A 14,344-nucleotide genomic window follows, 5' to 3' on the forward strand; every position below is an offset into this window, starting at 1 on the left:
CAGTTGGGATAGCTCTGGGCGTGACTACGCTTGGCGGCATGTCATCCGGCAAAGGAAGCACGCGCATGAAACTCGAAATCCAACTCGATCGCGACAACGGCGTGCCGCTCACCGACCAGATCGTCACGGGCGTCACCGCATGGATACGCTCGCGCGCCGCGCATCCCGGCTCGAAGCTGCCGTCGATCCGCCAGTTCGCCGCCGACTTCGGCGTAAGCCGCTTTCCCGTGATCGAGGCCTACGACCGGCTGGTGTCGCTCGGCTATGTCGATTCGCGCCACGGCTCGGGCTTTTATATCTCCGACCGTCAGCCAGCGGGCACCCATTGCCAGGGCACGTCGGACCCACGCCGCGCCGAGGACGAATCGGGGCATCTGCTCCAGCAATTCAACCACCCCGGCGAAACGCTCAAGCTCGGTAGCGGCTTCATTCCGGAAAGCTGGCGCGACATGGACAGCATCGCGCAAGCGATCCGCCACGTGTCACGCACCGACCCGGCGAGCATGGTCGAGTACGCGACGCCCCTCGGCAATCTGACTTTGCGCGAGCATCTGCAAAGCCGGATAGCGCAGTTGGGGATCCAGGCGGACCCGTCGCAGATCCTGATCACGAACGGCGCGAGCCAGGCGTTGGATCTGCTGATGCGCTACATGCTCAAAGCCGGCGACACGATCTTTGTCGAGGACCCTGGCTACTACAACCTGTATGGCCTGCTGAAGCTGCACGGCGTGCGGTTGATCGGCATTCCGCGCACCCGCAACGGCCCCGACCTCGACGTGATGCAGGCGCAGCTCAAGTTGCACCGACCCAAGCTGCTGTTCATCAACACGGTGTTCCACAATCCGACCGGCACCACGGTCGCGCCTCAAGTGGCCTTCCGGCTGCTGCAACTGGCGCGCGAGCACGGCTTCTCGATCATCGAAGACGACATCTACGCCGACTTCCAGACCGATCTCACCGACCGCCTCGCCACCCTCGACCAACTCGAACACGTGATCTACGTGGGTGGACTGTCGAAGACACTGTCGTCGTCGCTGCGGATTGGCTGCGTGGTGGCGAGCCACGCGATCATCAAAGATCTGGTGGACATCAAAATGCTGACGAGCATCGGCGGCTCGCGCTTTGCCGAAGCGGTCGCCGTGTCGCTGCTGGAGCGCGGCGCGTACCGCAAATATCTGGAGCGCCTGCGCCGCCGGATGCGCGACGCGCTCGGCTCGACGATCCAGACGCTCGAAGACGCTGGCTGGGAGATATTCGAAAAGCCCGTTGGCGGCAAATTCGTGTGGGCGCGGGTGCCGCATGTTGCCGGCGCCGAACGGCTGGTGGCGTGCGGCGCAACGCTGGGCGTGACGGTGGTGCCCGGCAACTACTTCCGGCCGAACATGGAAGCGAGTCCGTGGATCAGGATTCACGTGGCCTTCGGCAACGAGCCGCGAGCGCAGGCATTTTTTCATACGGCCGCAGCGCTGCCGGGCGATGCTTGAGCCAAGCGGCTGCACTGCCGGGCAATGCGTAAGCCAGGCGGCTGCGCGGCGCCGCGCTTTTCCCTAGAATAGCGAGTCCCAGCCCGTCCCTGCGCGCCCAGCCGCCCTTCATGTCCACGCCGACTCCGCCCGCCTCCGCTGTCAACGCAACCTCGGCCCCTTCGCCCCGCTCGCTTACCGTCATGCTGTGGCTGGTCGCCACCGGCTTCTTCATGCAGACGCTCGACTCGACCATCGTCAACACCGCGCTCCCCGCGATGGCGACTAGCCTCGGCGAATTGCCGCTGCGCATGCAATCGGTGGTGATCGCCTATTCGCTGACGATGGCGGTCATGATCCCCGTGTCCGGCTGGCTGGCCGACAAGCTCGGCACGCGGCGCGTGTTCTTCAGCGCGATCCTCGTATTCGCGGTCGGCTCGTTGCTGTGCGCGAACTCGCATACGCTGAACCAGCTGGTGGCCTTCCGCATCGTGCAGGGCGTGGGCGGCGCGATGCTGCTGCCGGTGGGGCGGCTCGCGGTGCTGCGCACCTTTCCGGCGGAGCGCTATTTGCCGGCGCTGTCGTTCGTGGCGATTCCGGGGCTGATTGGCCCGCTGATCGGCCCGACGCTCGGTGGCTGGCTCGTGAAGATCGCGTCGTGGCACTGGATTTTTCTGATCAACGTGCCGGTGGGTATCGTGGGCTGCATCGCGACGTTCATCTTCATGCCGGACAGCCGCAACGAACATACCGGCAAGTTCGATCTTAAAGGCTACTTGCTGCTGGTCGTCGGCATGGTGGCGATTTCGTTCGCGCTGGACGGCCGCACGGAGTTCGGCATTCAACACGCCACCGTCCTGGTGCTGCTGATTCTGAGCCTTGCCTGCTTCGTCGCCTACGCGTTGCACGCGACGCGCGAACCCGCGCCGATCTTCCCGCTCGACCTCTTCAAGATTCACACCTTTAGCGTCGGCCTGCTCGGCAATCTGTTCGCGCGGATTGGCAGCGGGGCGATGCCGTATCTGATCCCTCTGCTGTTGCAGGTGAGTCTCGGCTATAGCGCATTCGAAGCCGGCCTGATGATGCTGCCGGTGGCGGCCGCGGGCATGGCGTCCAAACGCCTCGTGACGAAGCTGATCATGAAGTACAGCTACCGAAGCGTATTGATCGTCAATACGGTAATGGTCGGGCTGACCATGGCGAGCTTCGCGCTGACCAGCGTGAATCAGCCGCTCTGGCTGCGGCTTGTGCAACTGGCGTTCTTCGGCAGCGTCAATTCGATGCAGTTCACCGCAATGAACACGCTGACGCTCAAGGACTTGGGCACCGGTGGCGCAAGCAGCGGCAACAGCCTGTTTTCGCTGGTCCAGATGCTCTCGATGAGTCTCGGCGTGACCGTGGCGGGCGCATTGCTTGCGACCTTCACCGGCCTGCTGCAACGCGTGACCGCCATCAATTCGCTGCCGGCGTTTCATGCGACGTTTCTGTGTGTCGGCATCATCACCGCGTGCTCGTCGTGGATCTTCGCGCAACTCTCGCCGGACATCCGCACGCCGGCGAAAAAGACGGATCCGTCGGAGGGAACCTGACGCGGCCCATTCCTGCCCGCCGTACCGCAACGGGGCGCGAACCGCACCAGCAAAGTGCGAATCATCGTGTTCGCACCCGCGCTGGCGCACAATCGCCGTATCAGAGCGCGGCTGCTGCCCGCCGCTGCTGTGTTTCCACATGCGCACAGTTCTTGCTCGCCTATCCTATAAACTTTCGTTTTGCGCGTGTGCATTCGTCTCGAACATGCAGGCGCGATGCCACTATCACACGACCGACATGATGAGCATGATCGAACTCGATCCTCCCGGCTTTCAGCCGCCGCGCCCGATGGCCGGCGACGAAGGCTCCCGGCGCACCGTTCTGTATGGCGGCTACACCGTTTTCAGCGTGTTTCAACCGGTTTTCTCGGTGTCGCACCGGCGCGCGATCGGTTACCACGCGTCGCTGCGCGCTCACGACGAACGTGCCGAGCAAGTGCCGTCGCACGAGGTTTTCACGCAAGCTGCACGGCGCGGCGATCTCCTGGAACTCGGCCGATTGGCCGAGTCGCTGCATCTCGGCAATTTCAACGCGTTCGACAGCCACGACGAATGGCTCTTCCTGAGCCTGCACCCGGCCGCGCTGATGGACACCAGCTATGGCGATGCGCTGCTTGCCGGTCTTAAGGCGCTCGGCCTGCCGCCTCAACGCGTAGTGCTCGAAGTGTCCGAGCAGGCGGGCGGCGAAACCACGCGCTTTGCCGAAATCATCGACGCGCTGCGCAAATCCGGCTTCCTGATCGCGCTCGACGGCTTCGGCGCGAAGCATTCGAACATTGACCGCGTGTGGAATCTGCGTCCGGACATCGTCACGCTCGACCGCTGCATTCTGGCTCAGGCCAGCGAACACTCGCACATTGAACGCGTGCTGCCGGGAATCGTCTCTTTGCTGCACGAATCCGGGCAACTGGTGCTGATGGGCGGCCTGAGCACCGAGCGCGACGCGCTGATCGCGCTCGAATGCAACGTGGACTTCGTGCAGGGCGCGTTCTTCGCGGGCCCGAGCGTCGAGCCGGTCAAACCGCAAGTTGCTGCCGGCCTGATGGACTCGCTCTGCGCCGCGCTGCGCGAGCGGGTCGCCGTACGTGAACGCGCACAATCCGCACGGCTCGCACCCTACGTCCGAGCGCTGGAGACGGCGGCCGCGCAACTGGTTGCCGGCGAGTCCATTGCCCACGCCACCGCGCCGCTGCTCACGCTCGGCGAAACGGCGCGCAGCTTCGTGCTCGACGGTTCGGGCCGGCAGATCGGCGACAACGTGCTGCCGCCGGGACGCACGTCCCAACGCGCGAAACGCTTCCGGCCGCTGCTGCATTCGGAAGGCGCGAGTTGGGAACGCCGGCCGTACTTTATTCAGGCGATGCGCGCGCCCGGTCGGGTGCATCTCACGCCGCCTTACCTGTCGATCAACGAAGCTCACCTGTGTGTGACCGCCTCGATCGCCGCACATACGCCGCACGGTACGCAGGTACTATGCGTAGACATCAACTGGGAAGTCGCGGCTCATCGCAATTGAGGGCGAGACTGAGGGCGTTGGCGGGTTCTGCTGGATCCGCGTGAGCAGTTGGGTGACCGCCGCGCGGCCCAGCACGCGGTTCGCGGCATGCAAACGCGCCGCGCTGGTCACAATGTGCAACGCGACGATCTTCGCCGAGCCATCCGTAACGCCGTTTGTCCGCACGTCGAGCACCCCGACGATCTCGCCGTCCAGGAACAGGGCGATGCCCATCGCGCCCTCCACCGACACCACTTCCGCGCTGCTCGCCTGTTGCGCGAGCGTCGTCACCGTCTCCACCCATCCAGCCGCTGCCGGCCGACGTGCGCTTATAGGTGCACTGACTGGCGCGTCGCTGACGACTTCAGGCGCGTGACTAAAGAGCTGCAACAGGCCAGTTCGATCCTGCTCCTCCAATGCAGTGCGCAAGCGTTCGACGATGTGCGCATGCGCGACAGGATCTGGGCGTTCCAACGGCGCCCCGGCGCGCTGCAAACGCGTCCTGGCGCGATGGACGATCTGCCGGCAAGCAGACGGCGTGCGTTCGAGAATTTTTGCGATCTCCGCGTAGTCGCAATCGAAGGCTTCATGCAGCACAAAAGCCGCGCGCTCGTCGGGTTTCAAGCGTTCAAGCAGCAGCATTACGCCGTAGGACATTTCCGATGCCCGCAGCGCCACTTCTTCCGCCGACGGCGCCGCCTCGTCGAGCCACGGTTCCGGCAGCCAGCCGATGGCCTGCGACGCGCGTTCGCGCTGCACGTGCCGCAAACGGTCGATCGCCGTGCGCGTGGCGAGCGTGGTGAGCCAGGCCGCCGGCGTTTGCACGGCCTGCGTGTCGGCCAGGTGCCATTTGAGCCAGACGTCCTGCACCACGTCTTCCGCCTCGGCACGGCTGCCAAGCATCCGGTAGGCCAGCGCGAGCAGGCGTGCGCGCACGGCCTCGAAACTGGATGCCTTGTCGATTCCTTGTTCCGTCATATGTAGACCTCCAGTTCGTGCGGGGTGAAAAAAGCGCGCCTTGCCTGCCTGCGGAATGCCGAGGCGCTCGCCGTAGTCTGCATCCTTTTCAGCTTGACGCCTGAGCACCCGACGATGTGACAGCGAAACGAAAAAATATTCCTGTCACGCGGCCGCGCGCTGCTTCGTCAAAGGAACAACAACCGGCGCATGGGGCGTACGGTTTTTGAACCGGTCGCGGCTTCCGGGTATTCGGTGCTGCGCTGTCAATGGCGAGAAATCTATGCACTCCAAATATTCATCCGTCACCGGTCTCAGCCTCGTGCCCACTGTGATCGAACAATCAGGGCGCGGCGAACGTGCTTACGACATCTACTCCCGCCTGCTGCGCGAGCGCATCGTGTTTCTGGTCGGGCCGGTGAACGAACAGTCAGCCAGTCTGATTGTCGCGCAGTTGTTGTTTCTCGAATCGGAGAACCCCGACAAGGATATTTCCTTTTATATCAATTCGCCGGGCGGCTCGGTGTACGACGGCCTCGCGATTTACGACACCATGCAGTTCATCAAGCCGGAAGTGTCGACGTTGTGCACAGGCTTTGCCGCAAGCATGGGGACGTTTCTGCTCACCGCGGGTCAGCGCGGCAAACGGTATGCATTGCCCAACGCGCGCATCATGATTCACCAGCCGTCCGGCGGCAGCCAGGGCACGGCGGCAGACGTCGAGATTCAGGCGAAGGAAGTGCTGTATCTGCGAGCACGTTTGAATGCAATGATGGCCGAGCGCACCGGGCGCAGCGTCGAGGAAATCGTGCGCGACACCGACCGCGACAACTTCATGTCGGGACAGGAGGCAAAGGGGTATGGATTGATCGACGAAGTCCTGGAAACGCGCGCGGCGCTCGGCGACGTGATTCGCCGCCATGACATGTAGCGGCGCTGACCGGTCGCTCTTCAGTCTGGAACACATCAAGCCTCCGGACCTGTGGTGCAACTCGCTCTCGCAACCCGCAGCGCTCGCAGGTGCCCCCTGGTGTTTCGTCCGAAAGCCCGCCCGGACACTTGAGCGCGACTCTTCAATCTTTTGAAAGCGACCTCAATGACCCAGTCAAGCCCGCTCCGCTCAGCGCCCTCAAGCACGGCGCCCGGTACCCGCAAACAAAACGGAATTTGGCGCCCAACTTGAGCCTTCATGCCATCGGCGGCTTTTCGCCGTCCCCGTCGGTGCGCGCGAAACACAAAAAGTGATCACCTTCGCTGGAATCGCTATCATGGTCGCGATTCGTCGAATCCGACGATCGCTTCAATGGAGATTCACATGGCGTCATCCAACGAAACCGTCAGCATGGCGCTATTCTGCGACTTTGAAAATGTCGCGCTCGGCGTGCGCGACGCGAAGTACGACAAGTTCGATATCAAGCTGGTGCTCGAACGCCTGCTGCTCAAGGGCAGCATTGTCGTGAAGAAAGCGTATTGCGACTGGGATCGCTACAAAAGTTTCAAAGGCGCGATGCACGAGGCCAATTTCGAATTGATCGAAATTCCGCACGTGCGCCAATCGGGCAAGAATTCCGCCGACATCCGGCTCGTGGTCGACGCGCTCGACCTCTGCTATACGAAATCGCACGTCAATACATTCGTCATCATCAGCGGCGATTCGGACTTTTCACCGCTGGTGTCGAAGCTGCGCGAAAACGCCAAGCAGGTGATCGGCGTGGGCGTGCAGCAATCCACGTCGGACTTGCTGATCGCGAATTGCGACGAGTTCTTCTTTTACGACGACCTCGTGCGCGAGAGTCAGCGGACGGTCGCCAAGCGGGAGTCGGCACGCCCGCAACAGAACGCCCAGCAGGCCGCCAAGCGCGCGCCCGACGAAGACAAGACCCGTCACAAGGAGGATCTGGAGAAACGCCGCACCAAGGCGGTCGAGATCGCCGTGCAAACGTTCGACGCGCTCGCATCCGAACGCGGCGACAGCGGCAAGATCTGGGCATCGGTGCTGAAGAACGCGATCAAGCGCCGGAAACCGGATTTCAACGAGACGTACTACGGATTTCGCGCCTTCGGCAACCTGCTGGAAGAGGCGCATGCGCGCGGGCTGCTCGAATTCGGCCGCGACGAAAAGTCCGGTGCGTACGTGTACCGCAGCACGGCGGCGAACGTGGCTGGAGAAAATGTCAATGAGCCTGCCGAGTCCGAATCGGCTGAACAGTTGTATGAGACGCAGGTTGCCGAAACGGTAGTAGCCGAGCCGGGCGGCAAGCAAGAGTCGCGTCGCAGAGGCCGTGGCAATCGCAAGGCGGGCCGCGCTCAGCAGGAGGCCGTTCAGGAAGAGCGAACCGCGGTCGCGCAGGCTGGCAACGTGCGGCCCTGGGAGGACGACGCGCATGCGCAGACCTCATCCGCCGGCGAATTGGTTGTCGAGCAACCGGAAGCCACTTGGTCAGTACCGGAGGATGCTGGCGCCGATCCGATGCATGAACCGGTCGCTGCCGTCAGCGAAGACATCAAGAAAGCGGACAGCGAACAGGACGAGCGCCGAAAGACACGCGCACCGCGTAAAACGGCCGCCAAGAAAGCGAAGAAGAGCACGCCTCGAACGATCGACGACATACCGGAGATCGCCGCGCCGGCGGAAACACCAGCGCCGGTGGCCAACCCGGAAGAAGCTCCTGTGGCGACCAGAAAGCCAGCGCGTAAAGCCGCGCCGCGCAGCCGTCGTCCGCGTAAGACCGCGGCGACAAACGACGCGGAGTGAGCGGCTCACATGGCGTGCTTCGTCGTGACTGGTGGTGACTCATACAGCGCCAAGCATGACGATGTAAGTGTCCCGGACACCCTGCGCGTTAAACACAAAGCCCCTGCTCATCAGGAGCAGAGGCTTTTTTGTCGCCGCTTCACTGCGTAACCGATCGCGCTGCAGAATCGAATACGCCTCATCAGAGCCACGAAGCTCGAAACCTGTCGCCGAGCGCGAACAGTCACGAACGCGCCTCTCATGGCGACCCTGACTGACTCTCACGTCTACCGCTCACTCCGGCTTGCCTGGAAGCAATGTGCGCTGGCGTTAGCGATGCTCTCGCCGCAGCCCAAACCCCGCCACGCCCATTCATCCCGCTCACTTAGACCTTGCCGCGCGACAGTACCGACATCGCTTCCGCATTCTTAAGCTGAAAACACGAAATCTTCAAACCGACCGGCCCTTACGGCCAGGGTCATCAATACATTAACGATCAGTACGGATAAGGCGCGTACATAACCGGCGGCGGTGCTGCATATCCCGGCGGCGGCGCGTAATAAGGTTGCGGCGCAACATAAACCGGTTGCGGCGCGGCGTAGTAACCACGCGGTTGCGCGATCGTATCGCCCTTCGAGGTCATGCACTGAGCGTAGGCGGCGTCGTAGTGCGCCTGCAAGCCGGCGGCCGAATACTGGGCACCGTTCGCGCCATTCGCGCCGCCGATCAGCAACCCGCTGCCTGCCCCAATCGCCGCGCCCGCGCCGGCATTGCCGGCCGCTGCGCCGAACAGCGCGCCTATCGCCGCGCCGCCAAGCGTGCCCAACGCCGCGCTGTTCACGCTATTCGTGGTGGCCGCCTGCGCAGCCCCGGACGAGTTAGTGGAGCGGTATGCGTAGTCACGGCATGCATAGTCGTTGTGCTGGAACTGGTCGAGCGATTCGCCGCTGCGCGGCAGCGCGACCACGCTCGGGGCGCTTGGCGGGGCGACTGCGCAGCCGCCGAGCGCGAGCGCAACAAGGGCAGCCGGTATTGCGATACGTATCGATTTAGTGCTGGAGATCATGCTGGTGCGCTTCAGAACATTGGAATTCAAACGTTAGGCCAATTGGTGCGAGCTATGGTTACCGGTTCGTTACAGAAAGTTTTTCGCCTCGTCGCGCGCGTTGGTCTGCTGGTCGCAAGCGCGTTTGGTTCGGCGCGGCGATTGCGGGCGTCATATCAGGTAACGCATGTAAGTGCGTCGGCAATCAAATTCCACGGCGGCCCGTCTAAACTGGCTTTGAACATTATCGCGCAAGCTGCTCACCGAAAGCGCGCTGCAGTCAATGTATGGCTGCGCGACTATACGCGCACTACCACAATGCCAGTGTCGAGATCGACTCATGTCCATGATGAAATGAAGGAGGACTCAATGAACCGGCTCGTATGCGCCGCGAGCGTAGCCTGCGCCGTCTGTGTCTCGCCCGCTTTCGCGCAGTCGAATTCGACCCTGCCGAACGACGCGATCCAACAACCGGCGACGACCTTTCCAAGCGCCGCCATCGCGCAAAATTTCCAATACATGAACCATCCTCCACCTCCGGCACCCGCCAGTTCGGCAGCGTCCATGGGCGGCGGCCGTGGCCATCGGCGTCGACAGACGCCGGCCAATTCCGATAGCAACACATCGGCGCAACCTTGATCCGCACACATGCAAGATCTGGGCAAGCGGAAACGGTCCAACCGACGCAGATTCAGTCACTGCGCCGCAGTTACCAACTGTGACAACTTTGTGTCGCAATGGCTTGCTATCTCGCAAAAGAGGCGCATCGTCACGTCGTCAAGGGACGAGTGCTAACAACCCGAATCCGCTCGTTACCCAAGCCCCAAAAAGAAAAAGCCCTCACATAGGAGGGCTTTCATTCTTCACTGACCTTGCGGAACGCCATGACAGCGGGTAGTTCGGAATTGGCCAACTTATCAGGCTATGCCAACTACCCGATCACGCGGCAGCCAGCAATCTCACGCGAAGTTCTTCGCAGCGAATTGCCAGTTGACGATGTTCCAGTACGCTTCAACGAACTTCGGACGCGCATTGCGGTAGTCGATGTAGTACGCGTGTTCCCACACGTCGATCGTCAGCAGTGCTTTTGCATCCGTGGTCAGCGGCGTAGCGGCGTTGCTCGTCGACACCAGGTCGAGCGATCCGTCGGCCTTCTTCACCAGCCATGCCCAGCCCGAGCCGAACGTGCCGACTGCCGTCTTCGCGAATTCTTCCTTGAACTTGTCGAACGAACCCCACTTGGCGTTGATCGCATCAGCCAGCGCGCCGGTCGGTGCGCCGCCACCTTGCGGCGACAGGCTGTTCCAGAAGAACGTGTGGTTCCACACTTGAGCCGCGTTGTTGAACATGCCACCCGACGACTTCTTGACGATCTCTTCCAGCGACAGGTTCTCGAACTCCGTGCCCTTGATCAGATTATTGAGGTTGGTCACATAAGTCTGGTGATGCTTGCCGTAGTGAAACTCGAGCGTCTCTTCCGACATATGCGGAGCGAGTGCGTTTTTCGCGAACGGCAGCGGCGGGAGCGTATGTTCCATGGTGCTTTCCTTCTGTCTGTATCTGTTGTGGGGGAGTCTGCGGATAACGCTTTAGAGCACTCGATTGTAGGCGACTTGGAATAACCCCGCAAACCAACGGACTTTATGCCCGGCGTCGGCAAACAGGCCGAGCACAAAGCGTAATTAGTGCATTCGCATCGCGTGTGCCTGGCTCATCGAGCAGTCAAAAATACAGCGCGCACAGCCGTCGGCGAAGTGTCACAAACCGTCGGCGAGACGCTCCTGCACATCGGCCAGTGCGATGTCGGCCGAACCTTCGGCGAGGTGCACCGTCAGGCGCCGCCCCGGTTTCAACGATGACGGCGCGCGCACCGCGCGGCCGCTGCGCGCATCGATCATGGCCGCATAGCCCCGCTCCAGGGTGCGTTGCGGACTCAGCACCTCGAGCCGAGCGGCAAGCGTATCGATGCGCGCGACCTGTCGTTCATGCTGGCGCAACAGAGCCGCGTCCAGACGTTGCGCGAGATTGCCGAGCCTCGCTTGATAAGCAGCCAGATCCGGACGCCAGCGCTGCCAGCGCATCTGCAACAACGAAAAGCGCGCCCGCGCGTCACGCACTGGACCCGCACCCGCCGACGCAAGCCGCACGCTCAATTGCTGCAGATGCGTGCGTTGCCGCGTCAGACGCTCGGCCGGCGACACGAGCCGGCGCGCGAGCCAGTCGAGTTGCTGCGCGCGCCGCTCCATCATGCGGCCAAAGCCGCGTGCGAGCGTCGCGTGCCGATGATCGAGTTCGCGTAGCAGCAACACGCGCTGCGGGCTAACCAGTTCCGCGGCGCCGGTCGGCGTCGGTGCACGCACGTCGGCGGCGAAATCAGCGATCGTGAAATCGGTTTCGTGACCGACGCCGCTCACCACCGGGATCGCGCTTTCCGCAATCGCGCGCGCCAACACCTCTTCGTTGAAGGCCCACAGGTCTTCGATCGAACCGCCGCCGCGGCACACGATCAGCACGTCGACTTCGCGCCTCGCGCTGGCCGCCTCGACCATCGCCGCAAGCTTGTTGCTGACGCCCACGCCCTGCACCGGCGCCGGATACACGATCACCGGAATGTGCGGCGCGCGGCGCGACAGCGTGGTCAGCACGTCACGCAGCGCCGCGGCCTGCAACGACGTCACGATGCCGATCGCACGCGGATGAATCGGCAGGGCGCGCTTGCGCTCGGCGGCGAAAAGACCCTCGGCTTCGAGTTGCGCCTTCAGTCTCAGAAACGCTTCGTACAAGCGTCCCTGACCGGTGCGGCGCACGGCTTCCACGTTCAGTTGCAACTCACCTCGCGGCTCGTACATCGTGACAAGCGCGCGCACTTCGATGCGATCGCCTTCGCGCGGCGTGAACTCGGCGTACTGCGCGCGGCCACGGAACATCACGCAACGCATCTGCGCCTGCGCGTCCTTGATCGAGAAATACCAGTGGCCGCTCGCCGCGCGCGTGAAGTTCGACACTTCGCCAGCCACCCAGACGAGCGGAAACGAGCGTTCGAGCATCGCGCCGATCGCGCGATTGAGGGCGGAAACGGGAACGACGACCTCACCGCCGGGCGCCGCCGACGAAGAAAAGGGACTTTCGGGATTCATGCGAGCGAATATCTGTGACTGGCCGGACAGACGATAGACCGAGTGGCCATCGGCGTCTAGCGTAGTCGCTGAATTGTTAAAAGTGTCCACATGGCGGGACCGGCCAGACGAATTCCGCCAAACCGCCCGCCAAGCCCTACAAATGGCAATCATGTCCTTGATTTATATGGTGTTTATATCTCTTCAATGGGAACGATTGCCGATACAGAAGGCGCGCCACGGCCCTCCCGGCCCGTTGAGCGGGAGGTTCTCCACAAAGTTATCCACAGGTAGTGGGCAGCGTCGCAAGTCACGGCTCGTCGGTTTGCGTGCGCCGCACGACTTGCCGGGCGGCACGCCCGCGCGCTAGAGTGGCGGGTTCGATGGCATGTCGCGCGGCTGCCGGGCGTGCTGTTGCGACAACGGCACGACAACTGCATGGCAGTTGCGCACGCGCCCTCTTGCACTCCCCGCGCGCCACATTTTCACGAGCGCACCAAACGCCGCGCTGCCCGATTTTTCGCCTCATTTTCGATTGTCCGGAGGACCGCGTTGATGCTGACCCCGCGTATTGCGCATGGCCCCTCCACGCCGCCGCGCCGCCCCTTTCCGGCGAACGGCGTGCCGCTCATCCGAGCGACTTACCCATGAGCGCACTCAACGACCGTCTCGAAGCCCGCCTCGCCCGCGAGTGGCAACAACGCGGCCCGTTCGCGTGGGCGCTCACGCCTTTGGCCTGCGTCTTCGGTGCAATTGCCGCCGCGCGCCGCGCCGCGTTCTCGCTCGGCTGGTTGAAGTCCGTGCGAGTCGGCGTGCCGGTGGTGGTGGTCGGCAACGTGACCGTCGGCGGGACCGGCAAGACGCCAACCGTGATCGCGCTGGTTGAAGCGCTGCGCGCCGCCGGGTTCACACCCGGCGTGGTGTCGCGCGGCTACGGCGCGCGCGTGAGGACGCCGACGCCGGTTACGCCCGTGTCGGCGGCGCGGGTCGGCGGCGACGAACCATTGCTGATCGCGCGCCGCACCGGTGCGCCGGTGTGGGTTTGCCCGGACCGCGTGGCCGCCGCGCAGGCGTTGTGCGCTGCGCATCGCGAAGTCGACGTGATCGTCAGCGACGACGGCTTGCAGCATTACCGCCTCGCGCGCGACGCTGAACTGGTCGTGTTCGATCATCGGCTCGGCGGCAACGGCTTCCTGCTGCCGGCCGGTCCGTTGCGCGAGCCGCTGTCGCGCCGCCGCGATGCAACGCTGATCAACGATCCCTACGCGCGCACCCTGCCCGCGTGGCCGAACACGTTCAAGCTGCAGCTCGCCCCCGCCGACGCGTGGCATCTCGACAACCCCGCTCTGCGCCGCCCGCTTGCGCAATTCAGTGGCGAGCGCGTGCTGGCCGCGGCCGGCATCGGCGCGCCGGAGCGCTTTTTCGCGACGCTGCGTGCCGCCGGCCTCACGCCCGCCACCCGCGCGCTGCCCGATCACTATGCGTTCGAGCGCAATCCATTCACCGACGTGGACGCCGATGCGATCCTGATAACGGAAAAGGATGCGGTAAAATTGGGGTCCTGGCACGACGCGCGCATCTGGGTTGTCCCGGTCGAAGCCGCGCTCGATCATCGCCTCATTGCATTAGTTGTGGAGAAAGTCCGTGGACGCTCGCCTGCTTGAAATTCTCGTCTGCCCGATCTGCAAGGGCCCGCTCAGCTACGACCGTGCCGCGCAGGAGTTGATCTGCAATGCGGACAAGCTCGCCTATCCGATCCGCGACGGCATCCCTGTGATGCTGGTCGACGAAGCGCGGCAGACCGTGGAAGGCACGCCGGTCGATCTGAATCCGGGCTCGGTCGCCTGAGTCGGCTTTGCCCACGCGTCATCCGCCACGGCCCGCGCCGCTGGTTCGCATCAATCGCTGTCGTTCCCGTTTGCGCCGCGCTCGGTGCTTGCTGAGC

Annotated in this window: 12 protein-coding genes; 7 read left to right on the plus strand and 5 right to left on the minus strand. The window is 63.3% G+C overall.

Going from position 1 to position 14,344, the window contains the following annotated elements:
• Positions 1 to 65 precede the first annotated feature (65 nt).
• The 3 genes from P0D89_RS22695 to P0D89_RS22705 all read left to right on the plus strand — a co-directional run bounded on the left by P0D89_RS22695 (position 66) and on the right by P0D89_RS22705 (position 4,568).
• Positions 66 to 1,484 carry an aminotransferase-like domain-containing protein gene (locus tag P0D89_RS22695; protein ID WP_408377210.1) on the plus strand — a complete coding sequence of 473 codons (1,419 nt, stop codon included), beginning with the start codon at positions 66 to 68 and terminating at the stop codon, positions 1,482 to 1,484.
• Between the two features lie 110 nt (positions 1,485 to 1,594).
• A complete protein-coding gene (gene mdtD, locus P0D89_RS22700) occupies positions 1,595 to 3,052 on the plus strand; it encodes a multidrug transporter subunit MdtD (protein ID WP_408360906.1) in 1,458 nt (485 codons plus the stop codon).
• Between the two features lie 241 nt (positions 3,053 to 3,293).
• Positions 3,294 to 4,568, plus strand: coding sequence for an EAL domain-containing protein (locus P0D89_RS22705; RefSeq protein ID WP_408360904.1), 1,275 nt, complete (start codon positions 3,294 to 3,296; stop codon positions 4,566 to 4,568).
• On the opposite strand, the gene P0D89_RS22710 is transcribed toward P0D89_RS22705, so the two are convergent.
• On the minus strand, positions 4,524 to 5,525 hold the full coding sequence (locus tag P0D89_RS22710) for a sigma-70 family RNA polymerase sigma factor (RefSeq protein WP_408360902.1): 1,002 nt from the start codon (positions 5,523 to 5,525) through the stop codon (positions 4,524 to 4,526). The two genes, P0D89_RS22705 and P0D89_RS22710, sit on opposite strands and share 45 nt — an antisense overlap.
• A gap of 262 nt (positions 5,526 to 5,787) precedes the next feature.
• Here P0D89_RS22710 and clpP point away from each other — a divergent pair, with 262 nt between their 5' ends.
• Positions 5,788 to 6,435 carry an ATP-dependent Clp endopeptidase proteolytic subunit ClpP gene (gene clpP / locus P0D89_RS22715; protein ID WP_408360900.1) on the plus strand — a complete coding sequence of 216 codons (648 nt, stop codon included), beginning with the start codon at positions 5,788 to 5,790 and terminating at the stop codon, positions 6,433 to 6,435.
• 384 nt (positions 6,436 to 6,819) lie between these two features.
• A complete protein-coding gene (locus P0D89_RS22720) occupies positions 6,820 to 8,259 on the plus strand; it encodes an NYN domain-containing protein (RefSeq protein ID WP_408360898.1) in 1,440 nt (479 codons plus the stop codon).
• Positions 8,260 to 8,734: 475 nt separating this feature from the next.
• On the opposite strand, the gene P0D89_RS22725 is transcribed toward P0D89_RS22720, so the two are convergent.
• The 4 genes from P0D89_RS22725 to xseA all read right to left on the minus strand — a co-directional run bounded on the left by P0D89_RS22725 (position 8,735) and on the right by xseA (position 12,420).
• Complete coding sequence (locus tag P0D89_RS22725; protein ID WP_408360896.1) at positions 8,735 to 9,304, minus strand: glycine zipper family protein; 570 nt, start codon at positions 9,302 to 9,304, stop codon at positions 8,735 to 8,737.
• Between the two features lie 317 nt (positions 9,305 to 9,621).
• Positions 9,622 to 9,849, minus strand: coding sequence for a hypothetical protein (locus tag P0D89_RS22730; protein WP_408360894.1), 228 nt, complete (start codon positions 9,847 to 9,849; stop codon positions 9,622 to 9,624).
• 393 nt (positions 9,850 to 10,242) lie between these two features.
• On the minus strand, positions 10,243 to 10,821 hold the full coding sequence (gene sodB / locus P0D89_RS22735) for a superoxide dismutase [Fe] (protein WP_408360892.1): 579 nt from the start codon (positions 10,819 to 10,821) through the stop codon (positions 10,243 to 10,245).
• A gap of 219 nt (positions 10,822 to 11,040) precedes the next feature.
• Complete coding sequence (gene xseA, locus P0D89_RS22740) at positions 11,041 to 12,420, minus strand: exodeoxyribonuclease VII large subunit (protein ID WP_408360890.1); 1,380 nt, start codon at positions 12,418 to 12,420, stop codon at positions 11,041 to 11,043.
• 626 nt (positions 12,421 to 13,046) lie between these two features.
• Here xseA and lpxK point away from each other — a divergent pair.
• Both lpxK and P0D89_RS22750 read left to right on the plus strand, forming a co-directional pair.
• Positions 13,047 to 14,063, plus strand: coding sequence for a tetraacyldisaccharide 4'-kinase (lpxK, locus tag P0D89_RS22745; RefSeq protein WP_408360888.1), 1,017 nt, complete (start codon positions 13,047 to 13,049; stop codon positions 14,061 to 14,063).
• Positions 14,044 to 14,247: a Trm112 family protein gene (locus P0D89_RS22750; protein WP_007180583.1), complete on the plus strand. Its 204-nt coding sequence runs from the start codon at positions 14,044 to 14,046 to the stop codon at positions 14,245 to 14,247. Before lpxK ends, P0D89_RS22750 begins: the two co-directional genes overlap by 20 nt.
• Positions 14,248 to 14,344 lie beyond the last annotated feature (97 nt).

The sequence above is a fragment of the Paraburkholderia sp. RL18-085-BIA-A genome (assembly GCF_046027075.1).
Taxonomy (GTDB): domain Bacteria; phylum Pseudomonadota; class Gammaproteobacteria; order Burkholderiales; family Burkholderiaceae; genus Paraburkholderia.

Coding starts and splice junctions, on each gene's coding strand:
- P0D89_RS22725 (WP_408360896.1), bottom strand. CDS start 9,304: ATGATCTCCAGCACTAAATCGATACGTATCGCAATACCGGCTGCCCTT.
- P0D89_RS22705 (WP_408360904.1), top strand. CDS start 3,294: ATGAGCATGATCGAACTCGATCCTCCCGGCTTTCAGCCGCCGCGCCCG.
- P0D89_RS22695 (WP_408377210.1), top strand. CDS start 66: ATGAAACTCGAAATCCAACTCGATCGCGACAACGGCGTGCCGCTCACC.
- P0D89_RS22720 (WP_408360898.1), top strand. CDS start 6,820: ATGGCGTCATCCAACGAAACCGTCAGCATGGCGCTATTCTGCGACTTT.
- sodB (WP_408360892.1), bottom strand. CDS start 10,821: ATGGAACATACGCTCCCGCCGCTGCCGTTCGCGAAAAACGCACTCGCT.
- P0D89_RS22710 (WP_408360902.1), bottom strand. CDS start 5,525: ATGACGGAACAAGGAATCGACAAGGCATCCAGTTTCGAGGCCGTGCGC.
- clpP (WP_408360900.1), top strand. CDS start 5,788: ATGCACTCCAAATATTCATCCGTCACCGGTCTCAGCCTCGTGCCCACT.
- mdtD (WP_408360906.1), top strand. CDS start 1,595: ATGTCCACGCCGACTCCGCCCGCCTCCGCTGTCAACGCAACCTCGGCC.
- P0D89_RS22730 (WP_408360894.1), bottom strand. CDS start 9,849: ATGGACGCTGCCGAACTGGCGGGTGCCGGAGGTGGAGGATGGTTCATG.
- xseA (WP_408360890.1), bottom strand. CDS start 12,420: ATGAATCCCGAAAGTCCCTTTTCTTCGTCGGCGGCGCCCGGCGGTGAG.
- lpxK (WP_408360888.1), top strand. CDS start 13,047: ATGAGCGCACTCAACGACCGTCTCGAAGCCCGCCTCGCCCGCGAGTGG.